The sequence below is a fragment of the Candidatus Phytoplasma zeae genome, from assembly GCF_001712875.1.
In the GTDB taxonomy this organism is placed as follows: Bacteria; Bacillota_I; Bacilli_A; order Acholeplasmatales; family Acholeplasmataceae; genus Phytoplasma; species Phytoplasma asteris.
This window is the reverse complement of the sequence record NZ_CP015149.1, coordinates 421,019-446,614: the sequence shown is the minus strand read 5'-3', so window position 1 is coordinate 446,614 and position 25,596 is coordinate 421,019. Positions and strand designations below refer to the sequence as shown.

General features: G+C 28.6%; 18 protein-coding genes. 11 read left to right on the top strand and 7 right to left on the bottom strand.

What is annotated here, in order from left to right:
* Nucleotides 1-285 precede the first annotated feature (285 nt).
* The 11 genes from MBSPM3_RS02220 (at nucleotide 286) to MBSPM3_RS02170 (ending at nucleotide 15,995) form a co-directional block, all read left to right on the top strand.
* The gene (locus MBSPM3_RS02220; protein ID WP_069028324.1) at nucleotides 286-690 is read left to right on the top strand and encodes a hypothetical protein; all 405 of its coding nucleotides are present in this window, start codon (nucleotides 286-288) and stop codon (nucleotides 688-690) included.
* 142 nt (nucleotides 691-832) lie between these two features.
* Nucleotides 833-2,521, top strand: coding sequence for a M3 family oligoendopeptidase (locus MBSPM3_RS02215; protein WP_069028323.1), 1,689 nt, complete (start codon nucleotides 833-835; stop codon nucleotides 2,519-2,521).
* A 191-nt stretch (nucleotides 2,522-2,712) separates the two neighbouring features.
* The gene (locus MBSPM3_RS02210) at nucleotides 2,713-3,528 is read left to right on the top strand and encodes an ATP-binding cassette domain-containing protein (protein ID WP_069028322.1); all 816 of its coding nucleotides are present in this window, start codon (nucleotides 2,713-2,715) and stop codon (nucleotides 3,526-3,528) included.
* Entirely contained in the window at nucleotides 3,504-4,364 is an 861-nt protein-coding gene (locus MBSPM3_RS02205; protein ID WP_069028321.1) for an ATP-binding cassette domain-containing protein, read from the top strand. The genes MBSPM3_RS02210 and MBSPM3_RS02205 overlap by 25 nt, the downstream gene beginning before the upstream one ends.
* Nucleotides 4,365-4,376: 12 nt before the next feature.
* A complete protein-coding gene (locus MBSPM3_RS02200; protein WP_232308828.1) occupies nucleotides 4,377-5,423 on the top strand; it encodes an energy-coupling factor transporter transmembrane component T in 1,047 nt (348 codons plus the stop codon).
* A 93-nt stretch (nucleotides 5,424-5,516) separates the two neighbouring features.
* A complete protein-coding gene (glyA, locus tag MBSPM3_RS02195; protein ID WP_069028320.1) occupies nucleotides 5,517-6,764 on the top strand; it encodes a serine hydroxymethyltransferase in 1,248 nt (415 codons plus the stop codon).
* Nucleotides 6,765-7,246: 482 nt separating this feature from the next.
* Nucleotides 7,247-8,167 (top strand): ribosome small subunit-dependent GTPase A, encoded by a 921-nt coding sequence (gene rsgA / locus MBSPM3_RS02190; RefSeq protein WP_069028319.1) that lies wholly within the window; start codon nucleotides 7,247-7,249, stop codon nucleotides 8,165-8,167.
* 193 nt (nucleotides 8,168-8,360) lie between these two features.
* Nucleotides 8,361-9,452 carry a redox-regulated ATPase YchF gene (gene ychF, locus MBSPM3_RS02185; RefSeq protein ID WP_069028318.1) on the top strand — a complete coding sequence of 364 codons (1,092 nt, stop codon included), beginning with the start codon at nucleotides 8,361-8,363 and terminating at the stop codon, nucleotides 9,450-9,452.
* A 112-nt stretch (nucleotides 9,453-9,564) separates the two neighbouring features.
* A complete protein-coding gene (gene ileS / locus MBSPM3_RS02180) occupies nucleotides 9,565-12,267 on the top strand; it encodes an isoleucine--tRNA ligase (protein ID WP_069028317.1) in 2,703 nt (900 codons plus the stop codon).
* A 16-nt stretch (nucleotides 12,268-12,283) separates the two neighbouring features.
* Nucleotides 12,284-13,102, top strand: coding sequence for a YitT family protein (locus MBSPM3_RS02175; RefSeq protein ID WP_069028316.1), 819 nt, complete (start codon nucleotides 12,284-12,286; stop codon nucleotides 13,100-13,102).
* Nucleotides 13,103-13,256: 154 nt separating this feature from the next.
* A complete protein-coding gene (locus MBSPM3_RS02170) occupies nucleotides 13,257-15,995 on the top strand; it encodes a cation-translocating P-type ATPase (protein WP_069028315.1) in 2,739 nt (912 codons plus the stop codon).
* 74 nt (nucleotides 15,996-16,069) lie between these two features.
* On the opposite strand, the gene MBSPM3_RS02165 is transcribed toward MBSPM3_RS02170, so the two are convergent.
* The 7 genes from MBSPM3_RS02165 to MBSPM3_RS02130 all read right to left on the bottom strand — a co-directional run bounded on the left by MBSPM3_RS02165 (nucleotide 16,070) and on the right by MBSPM3_RS02130 (nucleotide 25,592).
* Nucleotides 16,070-17,566 carry a carboxypeptidase M32 gene (locus MBSPM3_RS02165; RefSeq protein ID WP_069028314.1) on the bottom strand — a complete coding sequence of 499 codons (1,497 nt, stop codon included), beginning with the start codon at nucleotides 17,564-17,566 and terminating at the stop codon, nucleotides 16,070-16,072.
* A gap of 213 nt (nucleotides 17,567-17,779) precedes the next feature.
* A complete protein-coding gene (locus MBSPM3_RS02160; protein WP_069028313.1) occupies nucleotides 17,780-18,646 on the bottom strand; it encodes an ABC transporter permease in 867 nt (288 codons plus the stop codon).
* Between the two features lie 28 nt (nucleotides 18,647-18,674).
* A complete protein-coding gene (locus tag MBSPM3_RS02155) occupies nucleotides 18,675-19,601 on the bottom strand; it encodes an ABC transporter permease (protein WP_011160565.1) in 927 nt (308 codons plus the stop codon).
* 182 nt (nucleotides 19,602-19,783) lie between these two features.
* Nucleotides 19,784-21,322: an ABC transporter substrate-binding protein gene (locus tag MBSPM3_RS02145; protein WP_069028312.1), complete on the bottom strand. Its 1,539-nt coding sequence runs from the start codon at nucleotides 21,320-21,322 to the stop codon at nucleotides 19,784-19,786.
* A 67-nt stretch (nucleotides 21,323-21,389) separates the two neighbouring features.
* Nucleotides 21,390-22,949 (bottom strand): ABC transporter substrate-binding protein, encoded by a 1,560-nt coding sequence (locus tag MBSPM3_RS02140; protein ID WP_069028311.1) that lies wholly within the window; start codon nucleotides 22,947-22,949, stop codon nucleotides 21,390-21,392.
* Between the two features lie 62 nt (nucleotides 22,950-23,011).
* On the bottom strand, nucleotides 23,012-24,583 hold the full coding sequence (locus MBSPM3_RS02135; protein WP_069028310.1) for an ABC transporter substrate-binding protein: 1,572 nt from the start codon (nucleotides 24,581-24,583) through the stop codon (nucleotides 23,012-23,014).
* Between the two features lie 205 nt (nucleotides 24,584-24,788).
* Complete coding sequence (locus MBSPM3_RS02130; RefSeq protein WP_069028309.1) at nucleotides 24,789-25,592, bottom strand: ABC transporter ATP-binding protein; 804 nt, start codon at nucleotides 25,590-25,592, stop codon at nucleotides 24,789-24,791.
* Between the last annotated feature and the right edge of the window lie 4 nt (nucleotides 25,593-25,596).

Sequence of the window (25,596 nt, the reverse complement as noted above, 5' to 3'; positions counted from 1 at the left end):
TAATAAAATTACACACACAAAGAAAAGAGAAAAACTATGAATAATAATTTTAATCGCAATCAAAAACTTTTAAGACAAATTATCCTAACTTCTTTTTTTAACTTCCTTATCTATTGTTTTATCTAAAATACTAAAAATTATATTCCCAGATAAAACAACATCTTTTCCAGGGTTTCATTTTATTAATATAGATGTAAATATTCTTGTCTATGTGCGTTTTTTACCTTTAATTGTAATGTCTTTTTATGTTATGTTCCTTGGCATCTTTCTTGTCTGGGTGCTTGTTTGGCTGAAACAATTGGATATTTTGTAGGATATGGTTATGAATTTGGTTATCAGTTTGAACTGATTGCTAATTTAGCTTGTGTTTTATCGTTTGGATTATTACCTGGTTTGTTGTTAAGACCCCAAGATAATTTTTTAAAAATGTATTTCGTTGTTGTCCTGTTATCAGCTTTATATCAAACATTATATTGGTATGTAATGTTAAAATGGTGGTGGACAGCCGAAATAAATATTTTTTCCCAAGATATTACCATCCAACAAATTGCAACAACTATGGTAAATAAAGGGCTCTTTATTGCTTTGCCCCTTGTCTTTGTGACTTTCCTTTTTGTAGTTATCCTTTTAAAAGAGCTGTTTAAAAGATTGCAATTTTTAGCAGATACTTACGAATTTTATAAGAAATAATCAAATTTATTAGTTTATAATTAAAATGTAGTTATTCGACAATAAAATATTTTTTCAAACTAACATAAATAAAATTAAACTTGCCACACCGTTGCTATTTAGATATTTTTCATAAAAATTAAAAAGATAGGATTAAATCAAATTGAAATTTCAAGATTTTGAATATCAAAGAGTGGATATTGCTCAAACCAAACAAACTATTTTGCCTATGATAGAGGCTTTTTTGGATGCTTCCTTACCAGAACAAATTAAAATTATTAACCGTCTTAATTCATTAATGGATGAAATTAATTCCATGTTTACTTTGGCAGAAATTAGGCATAGCCTAGATGTAAAAGATACTTTTTATCAACAAGAAAAACATTTTTGTGATCAAAATGCCCCTTTGCTAACCGAATTACAACATCAATTTAGCCAAACTATGGTAAAAAGTAAACATTATGACGCCTTAGTAAAAGAATTTGGGCCCCTGTTATTTGACAAAACCAAACTATTTTTAAAAACATTTGAACCTAAAATTATTCCTTATTTACAAGAAGAAAATACTTTAACAACCAAATATCAAAAATTAATTTCTGATTCTTCTGTTGCTTTTGAAGGCAAACTTTATAATTTAAGTCAAATGGCTACTTTTTTGGAATCGTCCCAAAGGCAAACTAGAAAAAATGCCCAATTAGCTGTTTCGCAATTTTTTGCTAAAAACGAGCAAGAATATGACCTTATTTATGACCAATTAGTCCAAACACGAACCAAGATGGCTCAAATATTGGGATATTCCAATTTCGTTGCCTTAGGTTATGATCTTTTAGGGCGCACTGATTATGATGCTAACCAAATTGCAGATTATCGCACCAACATTTTAAAATATGTTTTGCCGTTTTATACCATGACTCAAAAACGTAAATCCAAACGTTTAGGTATTGCTAAATTGGAAAGTTATGACAAAAGTTTTAATTTTTCAAGTGGCAATCCCAAACCTCAAAGAGGAGTTGATTTTCAGTTAACCCAAGCAAAAAAAATGTATCATGCAATGTCTCTCCAAACCAAATTATTTTTTGATTTTCTCTTAGAAAAAAACCTATTAGACCTAGATAGCAAACCCAACAAAACAGGCGGTGGATACTGTACTTACCTTCCTAAATATAGCGCTCCTTTTGTTTTTGCTAATTTTAATGGCACAAGTCATGATGTAGATGTTTTGACTCACGAAATAGGACACGCATTCCAAGTTTATCAAAGTCGTCATTTAATTCCTGAGTATCGTTGGCCTACTTTTGAAGCAGCTGAAATTAGTTCTATGGGGATGGAATTTTTAGCTTATCCGTGGGTAAAAGATTTTTTTGCCCAAGATGTAGACAAATATCAATTTCTACATTTATCCCAATCCCTTAATTTCTTACTTTATGGTGCTTTAGTGGATCATTTTCAACATGAAGTTTATCAAAATCCTCAAATGACTCCTGCTCAAAGAAAAGAGTGTTGGCGTAATTTGGAAAAAAAATATTTGTTGTTAGAAACTTATGAAGGCGATCCTTTTTTAGAAAAAGGTACTTTTTGGTTCCGTCAAAGCCACATTTTTTCTACTCCTTTTTACTACATTGACTATACTTTAGCCCAAGTTTGTGCTTTAGAAATTTGGCTTTTAAGCAAGCAAGATTATTCCAATACTTGGCAAAAGTACTTAAAATTATGTCAATTAGGCGGTTCACAAACTTTTTTAAACCTTTTAAAAACTACAGGACTTACTAATCCTTTTGAACCTAATCACTTAAAAAACATTGTTTCTTTTGTAACTTGTTATTTGCAAAAAATTGATGATACTAAATTTTAATTACACCATTTTATAACAATTTTTCACTCCTTCCACAAAAACTCAATCTTATTTTATATCTTATATTACGATTTGCGATTCGTTGCAAAAGTAGTTTTGCCTTTTTCAAACTAACCTCCCATCGAAATAAATCAACTACCTCAAAAATGCCCCATCAAAACTACCAAACAAAGAAAGAAAAATTTAAAGTTATGATATCTATTCAAAATTTAACTTTTTATTACGGTTGTAATCCTATTCTCAAAGACCTTAATTTAACCATTCAAAATAATTCTTGGGTTTCTATTGTTGGTCATAATGGCTCGGGAAAATCTACTTTAGCCAAAATTTTAGTAGGGCTGCTTTCTTGTACCAAAGGACAAATTTTAATTGATAATATCGTTTTAAATGAAAAAAATTTGCCCCTTTTGCAACCTAAAATAGGTATGGTTTTTCAAAATCCTGATTATCAGTTTACAGGACTTACTGTAAGAGAAGATATTGCGTTTGGATTGGAAAATTATAATGTTTGTAGAGAAGAAATTATAGCCAAAGTTTGGCAATATGCCAAAATGGTAAAAATAGATGATTTATTGGACACAAACGTGAATCAACTTTCAGGGGGACAAAAACAACGTGTAGCAATTGCCTCCATTTTAGCGATGGAGCCCGAAATTATTATCTTTGATGAAGTAACTTCTTTTTTAGATCCTCAAGGCGCTTTGGAAGTGCAAAAAATTATTCAAACCATTAAAAATAAAATTTTGATTACCATTACTCATGATTTAGAGTTTGCTGCCAAAAGTGATGAAATTATTGTTCTTGATCAAGGAAAATTAATTACCCAAAACCCACCCCAAAACCTTTTTCAAGACCCTTTATTTTTGCAACAATATAAATTAAAATCTCCTTTATCATTAGATCTTTACTATGAAATTTTAAAAGACAGCACCACTAAAAACATTAAAAATGATCAAATGTTAGAAAATTTAAAGGATATTTTATGGCAATACAATTTGAAAAAGTAAACTTTTATTATAAAAACCCCCCCCACCCTCCAAAAAAAACTACTGCCACTTTATCTGACATTAATTTCAAAATCAATTCTCAAAATGAATTTATTGCTTTAGTGGGGAAAACCGGTTCAGGCAAATCGACCTTAGTGCAATTAATGAATGCTTTGCTTACAACAAATATAGGAAAAGTAACAGTTTGTGGCACTACCATAACTTCTAAAACAAAAAAAGAACTCTTAGTGCCCTTGCGCCAAAAAGTAGGTTTAGTTTTCCAATTCCCTGAATATCAATTATTTGAAATAACTGTTTTAAAAGATGTAATGTTTGGTGCTGAAGTTTTTTTAAATAACAAACAACAAGCCCAAAAGCAAGCTTTCAAAACTTTAGAACAAATCAACATTCCTCCCGCTTTACATCAAAAATCTCCTTTTCAAATTAGTGACGGACAGCAAAGAAAAGTCGCTATTGCAGGTATTTTAGCCATGCAACCTGATATTTTAATCCTTGATGAACCTACACGTGGTCTTGATTTGGAAAGTAGCTCTGATATTATGGATTTTTTACAAATTTTGCATCAAACATTTCACAAAACTATTATCATTATTACTCATGATATGAATTTGGTTTCCCAATATGCAAAACGTGTTTTGGTTTTGTCTCAAGGAAAATTGCTTTTTGATGGCACAAAAGAAACTTTTTTTGAACACCCCCGATTTGAGCAATTTAACTTAGATATTCCTGATACTTTTAAAATTTTAAAACATTTAAATCAAACTTTAGGAATCCCCTTTCAAGCACACTATTGTTTTAGCACCCTTGCCCAATATTTAAAAGAATTTTATTGTTAAAAGGTATTATTGATGAAAAATAATGATTTTAAAAATAATAATTTATCCCACCCCTCTTTATCGCGTTGTTTTTTGTACCAACTCCATCCTTCTATCAAAATTCTTTCTTTTGTGTTGCTGTTAGTTTTTATTTTAAAACTGCCCATTAATGTTGAAAATATTGCTCCAAATCAAGTTTTTATTTTTGCAAACCCCAAACGCATCACTTTATTTTATCTTTTTTGTGTGGTAGCTTTAATGAGCCTTTGTTTCTTTTTTGGAGTAACTTGGAGTTATTTTTGGCAAAGAATTAAACATTTAAGATTTGTTTTTATTATTTCTTTGATAATAAATTTAGTTCCTTCGGAAGATACTTATTTTAATGCTTTTATGCGAGCTCAAATTCCTATTTTAAGTTATGATGCCATCCATTCTTTTTGGTTGTTTTTAATATGTATTTTATTGTATAATTTCAATAAAAAATATATTCCCTTTAAATTATCTTATTTGTTATTTTTGCTTTTGTTCGTCTTTGTTATTCCTTCGTATTTTCCTTCCAATATACAAGAAATTTTGGGTTGCAAACCTAAAAATTATATATTGCAAACGACTTCTTTTCTAAGAATTTGTTTTATTATGACAAGATTGTTTTTAATTGTGATGTTGTTTTTTTTATTCAATAAAATAACTTCTTTTATCGAAATTCAAGATGGTCTAGATATTATTTTGTCTCCTTTAAAAAAACTCAAAATTTCTACTGAAACTTTTACTTTAATGCTTTCTTTAATTTTTATGGCTAATTCTTTTTTATTGCAAGAAACCAATAAAATTTTAAAAGCTCAGACAGCAAGAGGCATGGATTTGCACAAAAAAAATATTTTTAAAAGAATTAATCATCTTTTAGCCTTGTTGGTTCCTATTTTTGTGTTGGTTTTTAAAAGGTCTTTGGTAATTTCTAATGCTATGGAAGTAAGAGGTTATGTTTTGGGAGCTCCTCGCACCAAAATGATTACTTATCGTTGGAAAATGCTTGATTTTATAACCATAACTACCATTTTTGCTCTATTGTTTATCAAATAAATTCGTATTTGTAAATGCTTTTATAAAACATTTTGTTTTTCCAATAATTACATTGAATGCCCAAAAATAAAAAAAGAAAAAGGTTGTGCCCAAATGAATCAAAAGTTAGGATTAAAAGACCAAGATCAAGAAATCTTTGATCTTATTGAACAAGAAAAAATTAGACAAAAAGAAAATATCTTATTAATTGCTTCGGAAAATTTTGTTTCTCAAGCAGTTTTAGATGCCCAAGGAAGCATTTTGACTAACAAATATGCAGAAGGTTATCCTCAAGCTAGATATTATAATGGTTGTAAAAATGTAGATCAAATAGAAAAAATTGCCATTCAAAGAGCAACCAAGCTGTTTGGTGCTAAATATGCAAACGTCCAACCTCATTCAGGTTCACAAGCCAATATGGGAGTATTTCAAGCCTTATTAAAACCTGGTGACAAAATTTTAGGATTATCTTTAATGGATGGAGGACATCTTACTCACGGTCATAAATTAAGTTTTTCTGGTGGTTTTTATGAAGCTCATTTTTATAATGTCAATCCCCAAACTGAAATGCTTGATTATGATGAAATTCGTAAAGTGGCCTTAAAAGTTAAACCTAAATTAATTATTGCAGGGTATTCGGCTTATTCTAAAACTATTAATTTTAAAAAGTTTCGTCAAATTGCTGATGAAGTTAATGCCTATTTAATGGCAGATATTGCCCATATTGCAGGTTTAGTTGCTTGTGGGCTTCATCCTTGTCCCTTTGAAGCTAACGCCGATGTTGTTACTTCTACTATGCACAAAACGCTGAGAGGACCGCGTGGAGGTTTGATTTTAACCAATAAAGAAGAAGTATTTAAAAAAATAAATCGTGGTATTTTTCCAGGTATTCAAGGAGGACCTTGTATTCATACTATTGCAGCTAAAGCTGTTGCTTTTCAAGAAGCGATGATGCCTTCCTTTAAAGAATATCAAAAGCAAGTTATCAAAAATGCAAACACTTTTGCTAAAGCCTTCCAACAAAAAGGTTATCGCATTGTAAGTGGAGGCACTGATAATCATTTATTTTTAATTGATGTTAAACATAAAAATACTGAGTTTACAGGATCCAAAATTGCAAACATGTTAGAAAAAATAAATATTGTTGTCAACAAAAATACCATTCCTTTTGATCAAGAAAAACCTTTTGTGACAAGCGGTATTAGAATTGGCACACCTGCTATGACAACAGTAGGTTTTAGAGAAAATGATTTTATTTTAGTTGCAGATTTGATGGACAAAGCTATCAATCACTTGGACGACGAATCTTATTTAGCCCAAATTAAACAACAAGTTTTGGCTTTATTAAGTAAATTTAATTAAGTAAAAAACAACATCCCTATTTTCAAACATAAAAATAATTATTTTGTAATTCTACATTTTTTCTTGCCTAATGCCATTAACAAAATATTAATAAAACATTAACAAAAGACTCCTTTTTATTAAGGGGTCCTTCCCTTTTTATGTAACAATTTTTGCCACCCCCCAAAACTTTTTTATTTTGCAACAAACATCCCATTTGTCAAAGTCACACCCATAAAAACATTAGCAAATAAACTCTGCTTTTGCTTATTTAAACCCAATTTATCTTTATATGTAATTATTGTTTTTTTATATGTTATAATAAAAATAATTAATGTTTTTTTAATTAATTATAAAAAAAGCTACTCAAATTAGAATAAATTAGTATCTAGCATTTTTTATCGCACACACACAGACAATTTAAAAATTTTTAAAAAGTAATTTAGACAAAATAAGAAAAAAATAATTAAAAAAGATTTCAAAATATAAAAAGGAGTTATTATTTGGAAAAAGCTTTAGTATTAAGATTTTTGGCTGGAGTTTATTATATTAAAGATTTAGAAACTCAAATCATTTTGGAAGCTAAAAAAAGAGGCAAATTAAAAAACCCTGATATCAAAACTACCCAAAAAGAAAATAGTTCTACCTCTGACTTTATTATTAAAGTAGGCGATATTGTGTTTTATGAACTTTCTTGTGATACTTATTTAATTCAATCTATTTTGCCTCGTAAAAATGAATTAAAAAGACCTAATGTTGCCAATATTGACCAGGTATTGCTAGTTTTTTCCTTAGTAAAGCCCAATTTTCAATTTCTTTTATTAGATAAGTTTTTATTAATTTTAGAACAACAAAAATTAGATGTAGTTTTGGTTTTTTCTAAAATAGATTTGTTAAAACCCGAAAACTTTACAACAATGCAACAACAATTATCTTATTATCAAAAATTTCAACCCTTTTATTATATTAACTCCAAGCAAAAAATAGGAATAGATGCCCTTAAACACATTTTTGCTAATCAAATTACAGTTTTGGCAGGACAAACCGGAGTAGGAAAATCGACCTTACTCAAAGCCTTAATTCCAGATGCCAAACTCAAAACACAAGAAATTTCTGAAAGTCTTGGCAGAGGCAAACATACCACCAAAAACGCCCAATTATACGAGTTTAATGGTGGATTTATTGTTGATACTCCTGGTTTTTCCAAACTAGACTTAACTACTTTTTGCCCTAGGACTTTAAAGAATTTTTATCCTGATTTTGTAGAACATGTTTGTGATTGTTTTTTTGGTGAAAGTTGTCTTCATTTGCAAGAAGAAAAATGTGGCGTTAAAAAAGCCTTAGAAAACGGCAAAATACTTCCCTCTCGATATCAAAATTATGTGAGCTTTTACGAAGAAATCAAAAACCAACTCAAATATTAGTTATTTTTTATTTTTTGCACATTTTTTTATAGCATCATTTTAGAACTCAATTTAATAATTGCTACAAGATTGCATTTTATCTATTTTTTACACAATTGTAAAATCGCATTTTAACCCCAACCAAAAAATCACCCCCCCTTTTTTACCAACCAATTATTTTTTACAAAATAAAATACCATAAGGAAACTCAAAAATGAAAGTCGGAATTATTGGTTTGCCAAATGTGGGTAAATCTACCTTATTTAATGCTTTAACTAAAATGCAAGTTTTAGAAGCTAATTATCCTTTTGCCACTATCGAACCTAATGTTGGCATTGTAGAAGTGTCAGATTCGCGTCTCCAAACTTTATCTCAAATTTTTCAATCTCAAAAAACTATTTCTGCTTTGATAGAATTCAAAGATATTGCAGGTTTAGTAGCGGGAGCTTCCAAAGGCGAAGGGCTTGGCAATCAATTTTTAAGTCATATTCGCAATGTAGATGCTATTTGTCATGTGGTTAAATGTTTTGAAGACCCCAATATTGCTCATGTGACAGAAACGAATAATCCTGTAGAAGAAATTGATATTATTCAAACAGAACTAGCTTTAGCAGATTTAGAACAAATTGAAAAACGCTTAATTAAACTGGGTAAACAAAAAAATAAACTTGACAAAGAATTATTGCAAGAAAAAGCGTTATTAACCAAAATTAAAACCCATTTAACTACCCAAGATTTAAAAAATTTGGTTTTTTCGGATGAAGAATTAAAGCTTGTCAAAACCTTTAATTTGTTGTTTTTAAAACCTTCCCTTTATTTAGCCAACATTAAAGAACATGATTTATTATCTTTGGATTCCAACGTTTTTTATCAACAAGTTTTAGCGTATGCTACTAAAGAATCCAAAAAAGTAATTCCTTTGTGTGTGCAATTAGAAAAAGAAATATCGTCTTTAGACTTTGCAGAAAAGAAACTTTTTTTAAAGGACTATGGTCTTGTAGAATCAGGGATTACTAAATTAATTCAAGAAAGTTATGCTCTTTTAGGTCTCCAAACTTATTTTACTGCAGGACCTAAAGAAGTTCGCGCTTGGTCTTTTAAAAAAGGTCTTAAAGCTCCCGAATGCGCCTGCATTATTCACACCGATTTAAAAAAAGGTTTTATTAAAGCCGAAGTTGTTTCTTACCTTGATTTATTAGAGGCCCAAACTTTTCAAAAAAGCAAAGAAAAAGGCAAAGTTCGCATTGAGGGCAAAGAATACATAGTTAAAGATGGTGATATTATTACTTTTAGATTTAATGTTTAGTTTAATATTCAAACTTTTAATTTTGAAATTCGTTTTTTTCTATTTTCAACTTTAACCCCCCAAATAACAAATTATCAATTTAACAACCTAAAAATAAGGAGATAAAAAAGATATGACAACAAATTATAAAACAACTCTTTTGATGCCAAAAACTGATTTTCCTATGAAAGGAAATTTAGGCAAAAACGAAATTAACATTCAAAAACATTGGCAAACACTTGACTTATATCAAAAAAAATTACAACAAAATCAATACAACAACCCTTTTATTTTGCACGATGGACCTCCTTATGCTAACGGCAATATTCATATGGGACACGCCTTAAACAAAATTTTAAAAGATTTTATTGTTCGTTTTCGTAGTATGCAAGGTTTTTACACTCCTTTAATTCCTGGTTGGGATACTCATGGTTTGCCAATTGAGGCAGCAGTTCTTAAAAAAACTTCTAAAAATGCTTTTACCAGAAAGTCTTTCCTAGATAAATGTCAAGAATTTGCCTTGGAAAATGTTAATAATCAAAAACAGCAATTTCAAAGATTAGGTATTTTAGGAGATTGGCAAAATCCTTATTTAACGTTGGATAAAACTTTTGTTGCTGATCAGGTAAGAATTTTTGGACAAATGGTTGACAAAGGCTTAATTTTTAAAGCCCTCAAACCCATTCATTGGTCACCTACTTTAGAATCTGCTTTAGCAGAAGCAGAATTAGAGTACCAAAATCACCAATCTCCTTCTGTTTATGTTGCTTTTAGCATGAAAAAACTAGATATTTTTGACAATGTGGCTTTGTTAATTTGGACAACTACTCCTTGGACTTTGCCTGCCAATGTAGCAATTGCGGTGCATCCTGAAAAAGAATATCAATTAATTGAAGTTTTACAAAAACGCTATTTGGTAGGAACTAAAAACATTCCTTTTCTTCAAAAAGTTTTTGCTTGGAACAAAGAACACATCAAAGTTGTTGCCACTTTTGAAGGAAAAACCTTAGAACATTTAACTTACCAAAATCACCTTGTTTCCAAATTCGGAAAAATAATTTTATCACAACACGTTTTGGATGAAGAAGGAACAGGACTAGTCCACATCGCTCCAGGACACGGTTTGGACGATTTTTTAGTAGGTCAAAAATATAATTTAGATGTTGTTTGTAGTATTGATAAAAAAGGTATGATGACAGATGTTTCCAAATATCAAGGTCTATTTTACACCAAAGCCAACGAAGCTATCATCTCTGATTTAGAAAAAGACCATTCTTTGCTTAAAGCAGATGTAATTTTGCACTCCTATCCTCATGATTGGCGCACTAAAAAACCAGTTATTTCTCTTGCACTTCCTCAATGGTTTGTCTCTATTAAAAAAATTAAATCTCTTTTGCTAGAAGAAACCCAAAAAGTTAAGTGGATTCCACGTTGGGGAGAATTAAAAATGACTAATATGATTACTAATCGTGAGGATTGGAATATTAGTCGTCAAAGAACTTGGGGCGTTCCCATTCCTATTTTTTACACCGAAACCCATCAACCCATTCTGGATTTAAAATTAATTAATCATGTAGCTGATTTATTCGAACAGCATGGAATGGATATTTGGTATGAATGGGATGTTAAAAAACTACTTCCTGAAAACTACACTCATCCCCAAAGTCCTAACAATTTGTTTACCAAAGAACTAGATATTATGGATGTTTGGTTTGACTCAGGAACTTCTTATAGTGTTTTTAAAAAACGTAATCAAGTTTTACAAAGTGATGTTTATTTGGAAGGCTCTGATCAATATCGTGGTTGGTTCAATTCTTCTTTAATTACTTCTGTAGCCACTCAAAATCAAGCTCCTTATAAAACTGTTATTACTCATGGTTTTGTTTTTGATGGTGAAGGCAAAAAAATGTCTAAATCTTTGGGCAATGTCATCGATCCATTAACTGTTGCTGAACAAAAAGGAGCAGATATTATTCGTTTATGGGTTGCAAACACTAATTATAATCTTGATGTTCGCATTAATCCTTCCATTTTAAAACAAGTAGAAGATCTTTATCGCAAAATTAGAAACACCTTCCGTTTTATGTTAGGTAATTTAGATAATTTTAAAAAAGATACTAATTATATTGCCTTTGAACAAAGAACTTTTATACATCAAGCAATGATGCTAGATTTTGAAGAAGTGTTAAAAAACGTAATACATTCTTATGATACTTATAATTTTGAAGGTGTTTTAAGGCATCTATTCCCCTTCATTACTAATAAAATCAGTGCTTTTTATCTCGATTTTGCCAAAGATATTTTATACATCGAAAAAGAAGATCACAAAGAAAGAAAGATGATTCAATCAACTATCTATGATTTGTTATTATCGCTTTTACAAGTTTTAACTCCAATTATTCCTCACACTACTTCAGAAGTTTACGGCTTTTTTCCTTTTGCTTTGGAAAAAGATATTTATTTAGAAAAAATGCCACAACTCAAAGCACGTCCAACTTCTCATCTTTTGTTAGAATATCATAAATTTTTAACATTAAGAAAAAACGTTTTACAATATTTGGAAAAAGCAAGACAAAGTGGGCTTATTAATTCTTCTTTGCAAGCCCATATTACGTTATCATTAACCCAAGAAGAAATGCATGCTTTGGATGTTTTACAAATTAAAGATCAATTGCATCAATTTTTTATAGTCTCTAAAGTAACACTTCAATTAAAAGATACTTTTGATGTTAAAGTTGCCAAAGCTTCTGGGTATGCTTGTCAAAGATGTTGGAATGTAGTAATCACCAAACCCTTTACTCCTTTGTGCACGCGTTGCCAAAATATATTAAAATAAAAGAAATAGGTTTATTATGAAAAATGGTATGGAAAATATTGAAAAATTTTCTCCAATAAAGAAAAAAATTCAATATGTTCAAGAATTTAAAAAAATATTAATTTTATCCTTATCCTTAATAGTATATGTTTTAGTTTCTGTTTGGGCTTTTGATTGCACCCGAGATGGCGGATATAAAAATGATCTTTTTCCTACTGGGGTTATTGGTTTAGGCAATGTAATAGGTAAATTATTACATAAAGCAGGAAAGATTGAAACTAATAATATTATAGTTATTGCTGGTACTTTTTACTTTGTTGTTAATGTTTTCTTATTGTTTTTTATCTCTCGTCGTTATTTGGGTAAATATTTTACCATTACTACTGCATTTGCAACTGTCCTTCTTTTTGTTTCAGTGTTTTTTATTGAAAACCAAGTTAAACAAGGTTTTTTATATCATACTGAACGATTTTTTGGAATATTCAAAACTGAAAGTGATTTTTTAAGCGATCTTACCAGAGTTTTTTTTGCAGGTATTTTAATAGGTATTTTTAATGGTATTCCTTTAAGAATTGGTGCTTCTACTGGAGGACTTGATATTGTTGCTAAATATTTATCTATTTATAAGAAAAAAGATATCTCTTTTGTAGTAGAAATGTTTGGCTATACTCTTATGATTTTTGGTGCTGTGGGTGTTTTTATTATTGAATATTTTTATAAAGAAACAGGTCTAAAAGAACTTACTACACAAATATCTTTATCACTTTTTTATACTGTTTTACGTATTAAATTATCTGCCTTATTTATGGGATTGATAACTTCTGTTCCCCAAAAAGAAACGAAACTAAACTGCTAAAACAGTTTAGTTTTTTTTATTTTATTTGCACGCTTCACTTATTTTTATTAGTTGTAAAACTCAATTTCATAATACATGCAAAACAAATTGAAATTTTTACTTTTTGCTTTGCACAAAATATTTTTTGTATTTATATTAAATTAAAGGAATTTTAATGAAACATTCATTTAGTCAAAAAAACCCTGAACAATCGCAAGCATTGTTACAAACCAAAATCACAAAAGGGCTTACTTCCCAAGAAGCCTTGCAAAGACTTCAAATTAACGGTAAAAATCAAATTCAATCCCTTACCAAACCCACTTTTTGGCATCAATTCCAACAACAATTTAAAGATTTTTTAGTTATTGTCCTTCTATTAGCAGCTACAATTAATTTCGTGATTGGTATTTTACAAGGAAACAAAGAAGAACTTGTGGAAGGCTGCTTTATTTTGATTATTGTCCTTCTTAACGCCTTTTTAAGTATTTATTACGAAACTAAAACCCAAAAAGTTTTAGCTAATGTATCAAAAAAAGCTTCCCTTAATGCCAAAGTAATAAGAGATAGCAAACCGCTTTTAATTCCTATGCAAAATTTAGTGATAGGAGATATTGTCATTTTAGAAACTGGTGATATTATTCCAGCTGATATGATACTTTTAGAAACATTTAATTTATATGTAGATGAATCTTTGTTTACAGGAGAATCGCAAGCTGTTTTAAAAAGTGCTTGTGTTTGTGTCCAAAATGCAGCTCTTACTAATCAAAACATGGCTTTTATGAATACTGTTATTTTAAAAGGAAGAGCTAAAGGAGTGGTTTTTGCTTCAGGAATGCAAACTGAAATTGGAAAAATTACCCAGTTTATTTCTCAACCCCAACAAGAAAAAACACCATTAGAAAAAAATATTGCCAAATTAACTAAAAAGTTAACTTTGATAATTGGTATTATTATTTTCCTTAATGGCTTGTGGACGATTTTTAAAAACATTTACAGCTCAACTTTTAGCTCTCACATTTTGAAACATACTTTTTTGGATGCCATTGCTCTTGCAGTTGCTGCTATTCCTGAAAGTTTATTAATTATTATGACTTTAATTTTGGCTTTGGGAATGAAAAAACTTGCTCTTAAAAAAGCTATTGTCAAAAATTTAAAAACCTTAGAAACTTTGGGGGCTGTTAATGTTATTTGTACTGATAAAACAGGAACTTTAACCCAAAATAACATGACTGTTAAAAAAATTATAGTTTGTAATTCTTTGGAAAAAATAAGTCCCTTTTGTGTGGAAAATATTAATGAACCAAAACCCTTTAATTTAGAAAAGTTGCTTTTATTTGGTATTTTATGTAATGATGCTTTGATTAGTGTTGCAAAAACAACCAACGATAAAACTTCAAACAACTTAGAAATTATTGCTGATCCTACTGAAAAAGCCTTTATTAATTTAGCTTTGTTTTATCAATATGATGCGTTTTTACTCCAAAAGCAATATCCTCGATTTGCAGAAATTGCCTTTGATTCCCAAAGGAAATTGATGACTACTTTTCATCATAAAGACGGATTTATTTATGCCATTACTAAAGGTGCTCCAGAAGTTTTGTTGCAAAAATGTAGTCAAGTTCAATATCAAGAACAAACCATTGCAAAAGATACTAAAATAATAAAAATATTAGAAAAACAAATTAGTCAATTAAGTGAGCAATCTTTGCGAGTTTTGGGAGTTGCTTATCGTGTATTTTCTCTTGATTTAGAGACGAATCTTAAAAACAATCCTGATATTTTTGAACAAGATCTTATTTTTTTAGGGGCAGTGGCGATGGAAGATCCCATTCGAAAAGAAGTTATGCAAGCCATTTTTAAATGCAATCAAGCACGCGTCACTCCGATTATGATTACAGGGGATCATTTAAAAACTGCTTTTGTGATTGCCAAAAAATTAAATATTTTATCCCAACCTCAAGATTTAGCCATTACAGGAGATGAATTAGCTCAAATGCCAGAGGAAGAATTTTTGGAAAAATTATTGCAAATTAAAGTTTATGCAAGAACTAATCCTCATCATAAATTAAAAATTGTGAAAGCTTGGCAAAAAAAAGGTTTTGTGGTGGCAATGACAGGAGATGGCATAAATGATTCTTTAAGCATTAAACAAGCCAATGTGGGAATTGCTATGGGAGTTGCAGGTACTGATGTTTGTAAAATGGCATCAGATATGATTTTAACAGATGATAATTTTGCTACTATTACGAATGCTTTAGAAGAAGGGCGAAATATTTTTAATAATATTAAAAAAAGTTTAGTTTTTCTTTTGAGTTGTAATGTTGGTGAAATTATTTTGATTTTGCTTGGTAATTTTTTAGGAATTTTCTTTTTTGGGTGTGATTTTAAAATTTTGACTGCTTTACAAATTCTTTGGATTAATTTAGTTACTGATTCATTGCCAGCAATGGCTTTGGGAATCGAACCACAAGAAACAAATTCTATGTCGCCAAAAACTTATAATCCTAAAGGAAGTTTTCTAAATAAAAAAACTTATAAAAAAATTATTTTGGAAGGATTTTTAATTGGTCTTTTGGCTTTTGTGGCTTCTTTAATAGGATATTATAATCATGATAGTGATAAAATAAGATATGCTCAAACTTTTGCTTTTATGGTTTTGGCGTTTTCACAATTGATTCATGTATGGAATTTGCGAAGTTTTTTCACTTCTGTTTTTAAGTTAAAAATAAATTCATTTTTGATTAAAGCGTTTGCCATTAGTGTATTTTTGCAATTAATCATAATTTTTGTCCCTTTTTTAAGAGATTTATTTCAATTAATTTCTTTAACAACAAAAGATTTTGTAATCATTTTATTACTATCTTTGTTGCCTTTGTTGTTTATAGAAGTTAAAAAAAAGATTTTGTCATTGTAAATGCCATAAATGTAGATGATATTAAAAAACAAAAAAGACTCTTCTTGAAAGAGTCTTTTTTTTATATTCTTAAATTAATTATTCAAATATTTATTTTCTAAATATTGTAAAAAAGTTTCAGGGTTAATTTGGGGCGTGTCTGTTGCTTTGAACACAAATTCTTGGTTGGTATAAAAAGAACCCCAGTTTCTTATTTTTTGATCTAAATATTGATTTAAAGTTTCAAATTTGCCTGCTTTAAAGCCCTCTTTAATATTAGGATTTGCTTTTTGAACGTTTTTCATTATCATGGATGCTAAAATAGCTCCATTTAAATAGCTAGGGAAATAACCAAAACTTCCTTGAGGCCAGTGAATATCTTGCAAGCATCCAAGACCTACGTTGGGTGGGGTAATTCCTAGATATTCTTTCATTTTGCAATTCCAAAAGTGAGGTAAATCACCCAAAGACAACTGATCAGAAATTAATAATTCTTCAATTTCAAAACGCAAAATAACATGGAAAGGATAAGTTACTTCATCAGCATAAATGCGAACAAAATCAGGTTTTACTTGGTTGGCTTGTTTAAATAAATTTTGTGGAGTTAATGAAGGATTGTAAAAATTTAATTCTGTTTTTAAAATATCTACTAAGTAAGTTAAAAATTCTTGAGATTTAGCAACTTGTTTTTCCATTAATAAAGATTGGCTTTCATCAAAAGAAAAGCTTCGTGGAGTGCCTACTGGTTGATTTTTGTATTGTTGGGGTAAATTTTGGGCGTATAAACCGTGTCCTACTTCGTGTATAGTGGCTAAAAAACTATCTAAAAAATTGTTTGTATTATAATTGGAAGTAAGGCGAACATCATAAGGAGTGCCTCCACAAAAAGGGTGGATGGATTCATCTAGGCGACCATAATTGCAATCAAATCCTATTTTGGGCATAATGATTTGATTTAATTTTTTTTGGTTTTCTAAAGTCATTGCAATATCTTTGTAAAGGTGTTTTTCTTTTTCTTGTTTTTGCAAAATAGTTTTCATTAAAGGTGGTAATTTTTCTTTGATGACGTTAAATATTTGTTTGATTTTGGTAGCAGTCATTCCAGGGTCATATTGATCGATTAGAGCATCATACAAAGATATGCCTAATTTTTGGGATCTGAGATTTGCTACTTCTTTGGTGTAATTTAGTACTTTTTGAAAATAAGGTTTGAAGCTGTTATAATCGTTATTTTTTTTGGCTTGTCTCCACATTATCTCTGATTTGGTAGTTGCTAAAATTAAATTATTTTGTAGTTCTTCAGGGATTATTTCTTCGGATTGCATTTTGGATGTTATTTCTCGTAGATTAGCTTGTTGCCAAGAATTGAGAGTTTCTTGTTCTTGTTGTGCTTGTAAAAGCAAATTTTTGGTTTCTTGTGAAGTTAATAGTTTTTTTATAATTTGGGTTAAATCGATGATTTCTAAAGTGCGGCTTTCTTGGGAGCCCTTTTTAATGTTGCAAGCCATATCCCAGTTTAATATATTGATAATATTTTCTAAACGACCAATTTTTTCAAATCTTTGTTCTAATTTTTGATAATTAATTGACATATAAGAATTCCTTAGTTATTTATATTATTTGTAAATAAATTTTTTTTTTGCGATGGGTTCATGAGAGGTTAATTTTTGAAAAAAGATTTGTTTTTTTATTAAAGTTGAAAAAAATAGTTTGATTTAAGTATAAATCAAACTTTAATTTTTAATAAATTATTATTTTGTTTATTGCGATTTTAATGGTGTGTAAGTTTGCAAATATTTTATTTTCTAATTTGCATCTTTTGGATTAAAAATTTGGATCAAACCTTTACCTATTAAATTAAAAGATAAACTAGTTAATAAAATAATGATAAAAGGTCCAAAAAATAAATGAGGATAGAATCTAATATCACTTCTACTAGCATTTAAAATATTGCCCCATTCAGGAATTGTAGGATCGAGACCTAATCCAACAAAACTTAACCCCGATATTGTTAAAATAACTGTTGCCATACCTATTGTTATTCTTGTGATAATAATAGACCATAGATGAGGCAAAACATGTTTGAAAATTATACAAAATTCATTTGATCCTAAAGCTTTAGAAGCTTTGATAAAACCTTTTTGCCTAATTTTCATGGTATTTGCTCTTATGATTCGAATAAAAGTAGGAGCATTAGAAATACTTAGAGCAATTATTAATGATAATTTTTTATTGTCTTTCAAAAAAAACATAATTAAAATAGCTAAAATAACATCGGGAAAAACTACTAAAATATCACATATAAAATTAATGATATTATCAAAAATATTTTTGAAATAACCTGAAATAATTCCTAATAACGTTCCTATTATACTAGCCATCATAATAGAACAAAAACCTATAGTTAAAGATTTTTTAGTTCCTTCTAACATTCTATTAAATAAATCATGTCCAGTAGAATCTGTTCCCATGAGATGTTTTAAACTAATGCTTTGTAAACGTTTATAATCAGATGATGCATCAGGATTTTTATATAAAGGAGTAAAAGGAATTAAATAAACAGCTAAAAATAAAATAGTTAAAAATAAAGAACCAAATAAAATATTTTTATTTTTTGCCCAATATTTTAATTTTTTTTGAAAAAAAAGAAATGGTTTAAAGTTTTTTTTCATAATAAATGATTGTATCCTTTTTGCATATTTATCCCTTTTGTTTAATTTTGGGATCTAACCAAGCATACACTAAGTCTAGAAATAAATTCCAAATAGCTATAAATAAAGCGAGTAAAATAATACAACATTGAATAACAGGATAATTTCTATTATCAAATGCATGTTTTATTAAAACACCTACCCCTTTTATTTCGAAAATATTTTCTGTAATAATAGAACCACCGATTAAAAAACTTAGAAGTAAACCGATGTGTGCTACAACAGGAATTAAAGCATTTTTTAAAGCGTGCTTAAAAATAATATTTTTTTTAGACAATCCTTTAGAATAGGCCGTTTTGATATATGGTTGTGACAAACATTCTTCCATGCTTGTTTTAGTAGTTTTAAAAACAGAACCCGATATTAATAAAGAAAGAGTTAAAATAGGCAAAACCACATGTTTAGGAGTATCAAAATCAGCTACTGGGAATAATCTTAAATAATGACCTAATGTAAGTTGCAATAAGATGCCAATGATAAAACTAGGAGAAGAAATGATGATAATAGAATAAAAATCTAGTATAAAGCTTTTTTTGGACCCTTCATAAAAAGCGGATAATGCTCCTAAAAAAATCCCTAATAAAGAACCAAAAAAACAACTTAAAAAAGCCAATTTAAAGGTATTAGTAAAAGCTTTTGTAAAAAGGTTGAAAACTGGCTCTTTTGTGCCATAATAAGATTTTCCAAAATCTCCTATAAAAATATTTTTGAAATAATTTATAAATTGAGTTTTTAAAGGCTTATCTAATCCTAATTCCTTTTCCTTTAATTTTCTTAGTTCAGGAGTAAGTCCTTTTTCAAACATAGCATCAACAGGATCACCTGGTATCATTTTCATAGTAAAAAAACTGATAAATATGACTGTTATAAATAATGTTATAGTGTATAAACTTTTTTTAAAAATATATTTTATCAACGAAATTTACCTCAAAAATTTAGAATATTTCATTTATGAATTTTTATTGGGTGATTTAAATAATATAAAAAATTATAGGTTAATTTTAATTGATGTATTAAAAAACATATTTGTTTTCTATAATGAAATTAACCATTTTTTTAATATTAAATTTTTTTTATAAATGTATTAATCAAAACCCATTATTTTTTTATGATTTTTGTAAAATCAAAATGTGAGAAAAGATCTGATTTAAAGCCTTGTTTGATATTTTTGGAAGTAATTACATAATTAGGATAACTATATAAAGGAATAACATAAAATTCTTTATATATATATTGGCTTATTTCTTTTAATAAATTAGTATATTTTTCTTCACTTGTTTCTTTTTCAACTTGTAATAATTTATTTTCTATATCGCTTTTATCATCATTATCAATATGACAAAAATTATTGGGATTGTTGTTAGTTAAAAAATAATCACGTAAAACTTTATGCCCCCATTTTGATTCATAGTTTTCACCTAAAAAAATCATATTATAAGAAGAGTTATCTTTTTTGGCTTCTGTTAATAAAGTTTTAAAATCCATAGGAGCAAATTCTATTATAAAACCAACTTTTCTTAGTTGTTCTATTATTTTATGTTCAAAAAGATACTCAGATTTTGTAATGCATCCTATTTTAAGTTTTTTAGCAGTTTTATCTAGTTTTTGGACATATTTTTTAGCTTGTAAAAAGTTTGTTGGATAAGCATCTAATTCGTTATCGAATCCTTTCAAGGTTTCTGGCAAAAAAGTTTTTAATTTTTGAGCAGGGATTTCCAAATCAGATATTATTTTTTCAATATCTAACGACCAAGAAATAGCTTCTCTTGTTTCTAGAGAGGTTTTAGCTTTATTAATGTATAAATATCTAGCTGAAACATCTTTATTTTCAACTACTTCAACACTATGGCTTAATTTATCTTTTATAATTTGAATTTTATGAGATGGATAATCCAGACAAGCGTCTAAAGAACCATTTTCTACTTGTTGTAAATTAGTATCATTATTTTTATTAATTTTGAAAATGATTGTTTTAGGACTGTATTTAATTGTGTCTTTATTGTAATAATTATTAAATTTTTCCATTTTGATTTCATCATCTGATTTATATTCAACTAATTTATAAGGTCCAGTGCCAATTTGTAATCCTTTTTCTTCGTTTTCTTCTACAGCTTTTTTATTTAGGATTCTGATAAAATTACAAAAAGTAAAGTGCCAATAAGGTGTTTTTTCTTTTAATTCGATTTCAAATTCTATGTTGTTTATTCTTTTGATTGATTTGATTTCTTCAAACTGAGGATGTTTATTTTTGTGTCCTCTTTCGATTGTAAATATAACATCATCAGTTGTTATATTTTCGCCATTGTGAAATAAAATATCATCTCTAAGTTTAAACTTTAATAAAGTTTTGTCTTGGTTTTGATTTGCATCACTTTCAACTAATTTAGCTAATTTACTTATGATTTTACCTTCTTTTTCTTCTAATAAAGTGTCATGAACTAAACGTAAATATCTATTAGAATAAGTAGAAAAAGTGTTTTCTGGAGAAGTAATATCAAATCCTTGGATATCTGATATAACAGCTATTTTAATTGTGTCCTTGTCGTCTTCATGTTTTTTGCTTGGTAATAACTGCCACCACAAAATGATTAAAATTATAACTGTTAAAGCTCCAACACTTATATATATATTTTTCATTTTGCTTTGTTTTTACTTTCCTAATTATTTAATTATAAATCTATTTATTATTTATTGAATATTTTTTTTATTTAATTAATTGAACTTTTGTAAAATCAGTTCTTGTGAAAAGATCACATTTAAGACCTTGGACTTTTTTGCTTGTTAAGAAATATATGTTTTGTTGATAAAAAGGAACAACATATTTCTTTTGGTCTAAATGAGTTTGAATTTGTTGAATTTTTTGTACGTAAGTACCTAAATCTATATTTGTTTGAGATTGTTCTAAAAGATCTTTTAGTGTTTGGTCTCCTGAAATATGAGCCCAAGTTCCTTGGGTAGAATCCCCCTCGTTTTTTGGTGTCATATAATCTGTTAAAACTTTATGACCGTATGCCATTTCATGCATATCACTCATAAAAAAAATGTCATAATCTCCTTTTTTTAAATTTGTTTTGAATGTATTAAATTCTGGTATGTCTAATGTTACTTCAAAACCTACTTCTTGTAGTTGTTCTTTTATTTTGTTTGCTACTTCTGGAGTTTCCTTAGCAGAAAACCCGAATTTAATTTGTTTATTTGGAAGTTGGCTAACTTGGTTTTTAACTTCTTGTGTGTTTGTATTATAAGCATATGAAATATTTGTATTATGACCTTTTTCTCCTTCGGGGATAAAAGTTTTTAAAGGTTTAACTGGTAATTCCAGTTGAGTAATTATTTTTTTAATATCTAAAGCTTGAGCAATTAATTTTCTTTTTTCAAGTTCAACTTTTTGATTATTCATCATTAAATAACTACATTTAACAGCGGCATTTTCAACAACTGTAATATCTTTTTGTTTTTTTGCATCGGCTACTTTATTTACTGGAAAGTCTAAGACAGCATCCACAGTCCCTGCGCTTAACTGTAATAAAGCTGTATCCTGATTAGAAATGGTTTTAAAAACAATTTCTTTTTGGCTGTTTTTTATTTTTTCTTTGTCAAAATATTTATCAAAAAGTTTTAAATTTATTACTTTTTCAGAAGAATCCCATGAAACTAATTGATAAGGACCTGAACCAACCTTAAGTCCTTCTAATTGATCTTTTGTTTGGTCTTGTTTAACTGCTTCTTGGCTTATTATTCTTTGCTTAGCGATGCTTTCATAGGCAAAAGCAGGGAATGCTTTAAGATTTAGTTTTACTTTTGTGCCGCCTTCTAATTCTTCAACTGATTTAATATTTTCATATTCATCGTGTTGTTTTCCTTTTGCTCTTTCAAAAGAAAATTTGACATCTTTTGCAGTTAATTTTTTACCGTTGTGAAATAAAACATCATCTCTGAGAGTAAAAACAACTGCATCTTCATTTTCCACTTTAAACCATGATGTAGCTACTTGAGGCAAAACATCGCCATTTTCATTTGTAGAAACTAAAGTAGAGTGGATGCAGTAAAACAATCTATCTCCTTGTGCACTTTGAGTGTGATCTTTATTTCCTGGGTCATAACCTACAATATCATTTGGCATTGCTACTACAAAATTATTTCTTGGGGGAGTTGTTTTAAAAAGCTTTTTGTAGACTACAAAACCCATTACAACAAATAAAATAACTGCTGTTCCTATAACTAATTGTTTTTTATATTTTTGTAATAATTGTTTAAAATCCATTTTTTTATTTCCTTTTTTGTTTGTGTTTTGAAAATAAAATTATTTTTATTATGAATAAAATTTTATTCACTTACTTTAACTTGGGTAAAATCAGTTCTTGTAAAAGGATCGCATGTAAGACCTTGGACTTTTTTACTCGTTAAAAAATATATGTCTTGTTGATAAAAAGGAATAACATATTTATTTGTGTATAAATGAGTTTGAATATCTTTTACTGTTTGTTCGTAAATGTTTTTATCAGTGATTGTTTGGGTTTCATCTAAAAGTTTTTTTAGTGTTGTGTCTCCTTGAATGTGAGAATGGCTTTTGGGAGTTTGTTTTCCTTCTTTTTCGAATATTGGGTTCATATAATCTATTAAAACTTTATGACCGTATGGCATTTCATTCATATTACTCATAAAAGATATGTCATATTTGCCATTTTTGGAATTTGTAAAAAAAGTAAGCGATTCTGGTATGTTTACTATAACTTCAAAACCTACCTCTTGTAATTGTTCTTTTATTTTGTGTACTACTTCTTTTATTTCTTTAAAAGAAGCTCCTAATTTAATTTCCTTGTCTTTTTCGCTTAAAAGACTAACTTTGTTTTTAACTTCGTTTTGGTTTGAATCATAAGCGTATTGAATATTTTCGTTATGTCCTATTTCTCCTTGAGGAACAAAAGTTTTTAAAGGATTAACGGGTAAATTTAGATCAGCAATTATCTTTTCGATATTTAGAGTTTGGGCGATTAATTCTCTTTTCCCCTTTTTAACTTTGTTGTTGTTGATAAATAAAACACTACATTTGGCACCTTTATTTTGGACGACTTCAATATTTTTTTTTTTGCTTGCATTAGTTATTTTGTTTATTGGAAAATCTAAGATAGCATCCACAGTTCCTTCTTCTAATTGCAATAAAGAAGTATCGTAGTTAGAGTTAACTTTAAAAAGGATTTCTTTTTGGCTGTTTTTTATTTTGTCTTTATTAAAGTATTTGTCAAAAAGTCCTAATTTTATTATTTTGTTAGAAGAATCTTCATAAATTAATTGATAAGGACCTGAACCAATTTTTAGTCCTTCTAATTGATTGTGTGTTTGGTCTTTTTCTAGTGATTCTTTACTAAGTATTTTGTATTTAGCAATAAGTTCATAGACAAAAATAGGTAAAGCTTGCAACTTAAGTTTTACCTTTGTATCATTTTCTAGCGTTTCGATTGATTTAATAATAGCATATTCGTCATTTCCTTTTTCTTTGGCTCGTTCAAAAGAAAATTTGACATCTTGCGCAGTTAATTTTTTGCCGTTATGAAATAAAACATCATCTCTTAGAGTAAAAATAATGGCATCTTCATTTTCCACTTTATCCCATGATGTAGCTACTTGAGGCAAAACATCGCCATTTTCATTTGTAGAAATTAAAGCAGAGTGAATACAACAAAATAATCTGTCTCCTTGTGCGTTGGAAGTGTGTGCTTTTTGCCCTGGATCAAATCCGTTAACATAATTAGGAATTATAACTATAAAATCATTTCTTAGGGGTTGTTTTTGAAAAAATATTTTGTAGATTGCAAAACTTATTATACTAAGTAAAAAAAATGTTCCACTAATAATTAAATATTTTTTATATTTTTGTAATAGTTGTCTAATGCCCATTTTGTTCCTATATTCTTCTTTTTGATTTTTTTATATTGCAATTATTTAATTTTTGCGGTAAAATAAGTATTTTTTTATTGTTGTAAAAGAAATAAGAATTCAAAATATGGATGAAGTGTGGGGAAATAAAAATAATATTTAGTAACAAATAATATTAATAAATATTTAGGAGATATTATTGTTGATTCACTATTTTTTTAACAAACTAAACATTATGATAATCAAGCCCAGTTTTTAAAAAATTATTAAGTAAACTTTTAGTGTAGGGGTGTTTTGGATTTTTTAATATTTGGGATGTTTTAGCACTTTCTACAATTTGTCCTTGATACATGACAATAATATCATCGGCTACTTGAGAAACTACTCCTAAATCATGGGTGATAAATAAAACAGCAGTGTTTTGTTCTTGTTGTAGACAAGCAATTAAATTAAGAATTTCTTTTTGGACAATTACATCTAGGGCAGTAGTTGCTTCGTCAGCAATTAAAAGTTTAGGCTTACAAACTAATGCCATAGCAATCATTATTCTTTGACACATTCCGCCTGAAAGTTGATGAGGATATGAATTCATTATTCTTTGAGCGTTAGGAATTTGGACTTTTTCCAAAATATCAAGAGTTTTTTGATAAGCTTGGGTGTAATCAAGTTTTTGATGGAGCATTAGAACTTCTATAATTTGATTTTTGATTTTAAAAACAGGGTTAAGGCTAGAAATGGAATCTTGGAAAATCATAGCAATTTTGTTTCCCCTGATTTTTTGCATCTCTTTTTCACTAAATTGAGAAATAATACGATTCTCAAAAATAATTTCGCCTTGGTAAATTTTTTGATTTTTTTCAAATAATTTGAGAATAGAAATTGCAGTTTGGCTTTTTCCGCTACCAGATTCTCCAACTATTCCTAAAGTTTTGCCTTTTTGGACTTCAAAAGAAACACCACGAACTGCTTTGATTAGACCTTTTTGGGTTTCAAAATAAGTATGTAGATTGCTAACTTTTAATAAACTCATATTT

Excerpts from the sequence above, each read along its gene's own strand:
- MBSPM3_RS02210 (WP_069028322.1), top strand. The coding sequence starts at position 2,713 with ATGATATCTATTCAAAATTTAACTTTTTATTACGGTTGTAATCCTATT.
- MBSPM3_RS02205 (WP_069028321.1), top strand. The coding sequence starts at position 3,504 with ATGGCAATACAATTTGAAAAAGTAAACTTTTATTATAAAAACCCCCCC.
- MBSPM3_RS02200 (WP_232308828.1), top strand. The coding sequence starts at position 4,377 with ATGAAAAATAATGATTTTAAAAATAATAATTTATCCCACCCCTCTTTA.
- glyA (WP_069028320.1), top strand. The coding sequence starts at position 5,517 with ATGAATCAAAAGTTAGGATTAAAAGACCAAGATCAAGAAATCTTTGAT.
- ychF (WP_069028318.1), top strand. The coding sequence starts at position 8,361 with ATGAAAGTCGGAATTATTGGTTTGCCAAATGTGGGTAAATCTACCTTA.
- ileS (WP_069028317.1), top strand. The coding sequence starts at position 9,565 with ATGACAACAAATTATAAAACAACTCTTTTGATGCCAAAAACTGATTTT.
- MBSPM3_RS02175 (WP_069028316.1), top strand. The coding sequence starts at position 12,284 with ATGAAAAATGGTATGGAAAATATTGAAAAATTTTCTCCAATAAAGAAA.
- MBSPM3_RS02170 (WP_069028315.1), top strand. The coding sequence starts at position 13,257 with ATGAAACATTCATTTAGTCAAAAAAACCCTGAACAATCGCAAGCATTG.
- MBSPM3_RS02165 (WP_069028314.1), bottom strand. The coding sequence starts at position 17,566 with ATGTCAATTAATTATCAAAAATTAGAACAAAGATTTGAAAAAATTGGT.
- MBSPM3_RS02160 (WP_069028313.1), bottom strand. The coding sequence starts at position 18,646 with ATGAAAAAAAACTTTAAACCATTTCTTTTTTTTCAAAAAAAATTAAAA.
- MBSPM3_RS02145 (WP_069028312.1), bottom strand. The coding sequence starts at position 21,322 with ATGAAAAATATATATATAAGTGTTGGAGCTTTAACAGTTATAATTTTA.
- MBSPM3_RS02140 (WP_069028311.1), bottom strand. The coding sequence starts at position 22,949 with ATGGATTTTAAACAATTATTACAAAAATATAAAAAACAATTAGTTATA.
- MBSPM3_RS02135 (WP_069028310.1), bottom strand. The coding sequence starts at position 24,583 with ATGGGCATTAGACAACTATTACAAAAATATAAAAAATATTTAATTATT.
- MBSPM3_RS02130 (WP_069028309.1), bottom strand. The coding sequence starts at position 25,592 with ATGAGTTTATTAAAAGTTAGCAATCTACATACTTATTTTGAAACCCAA.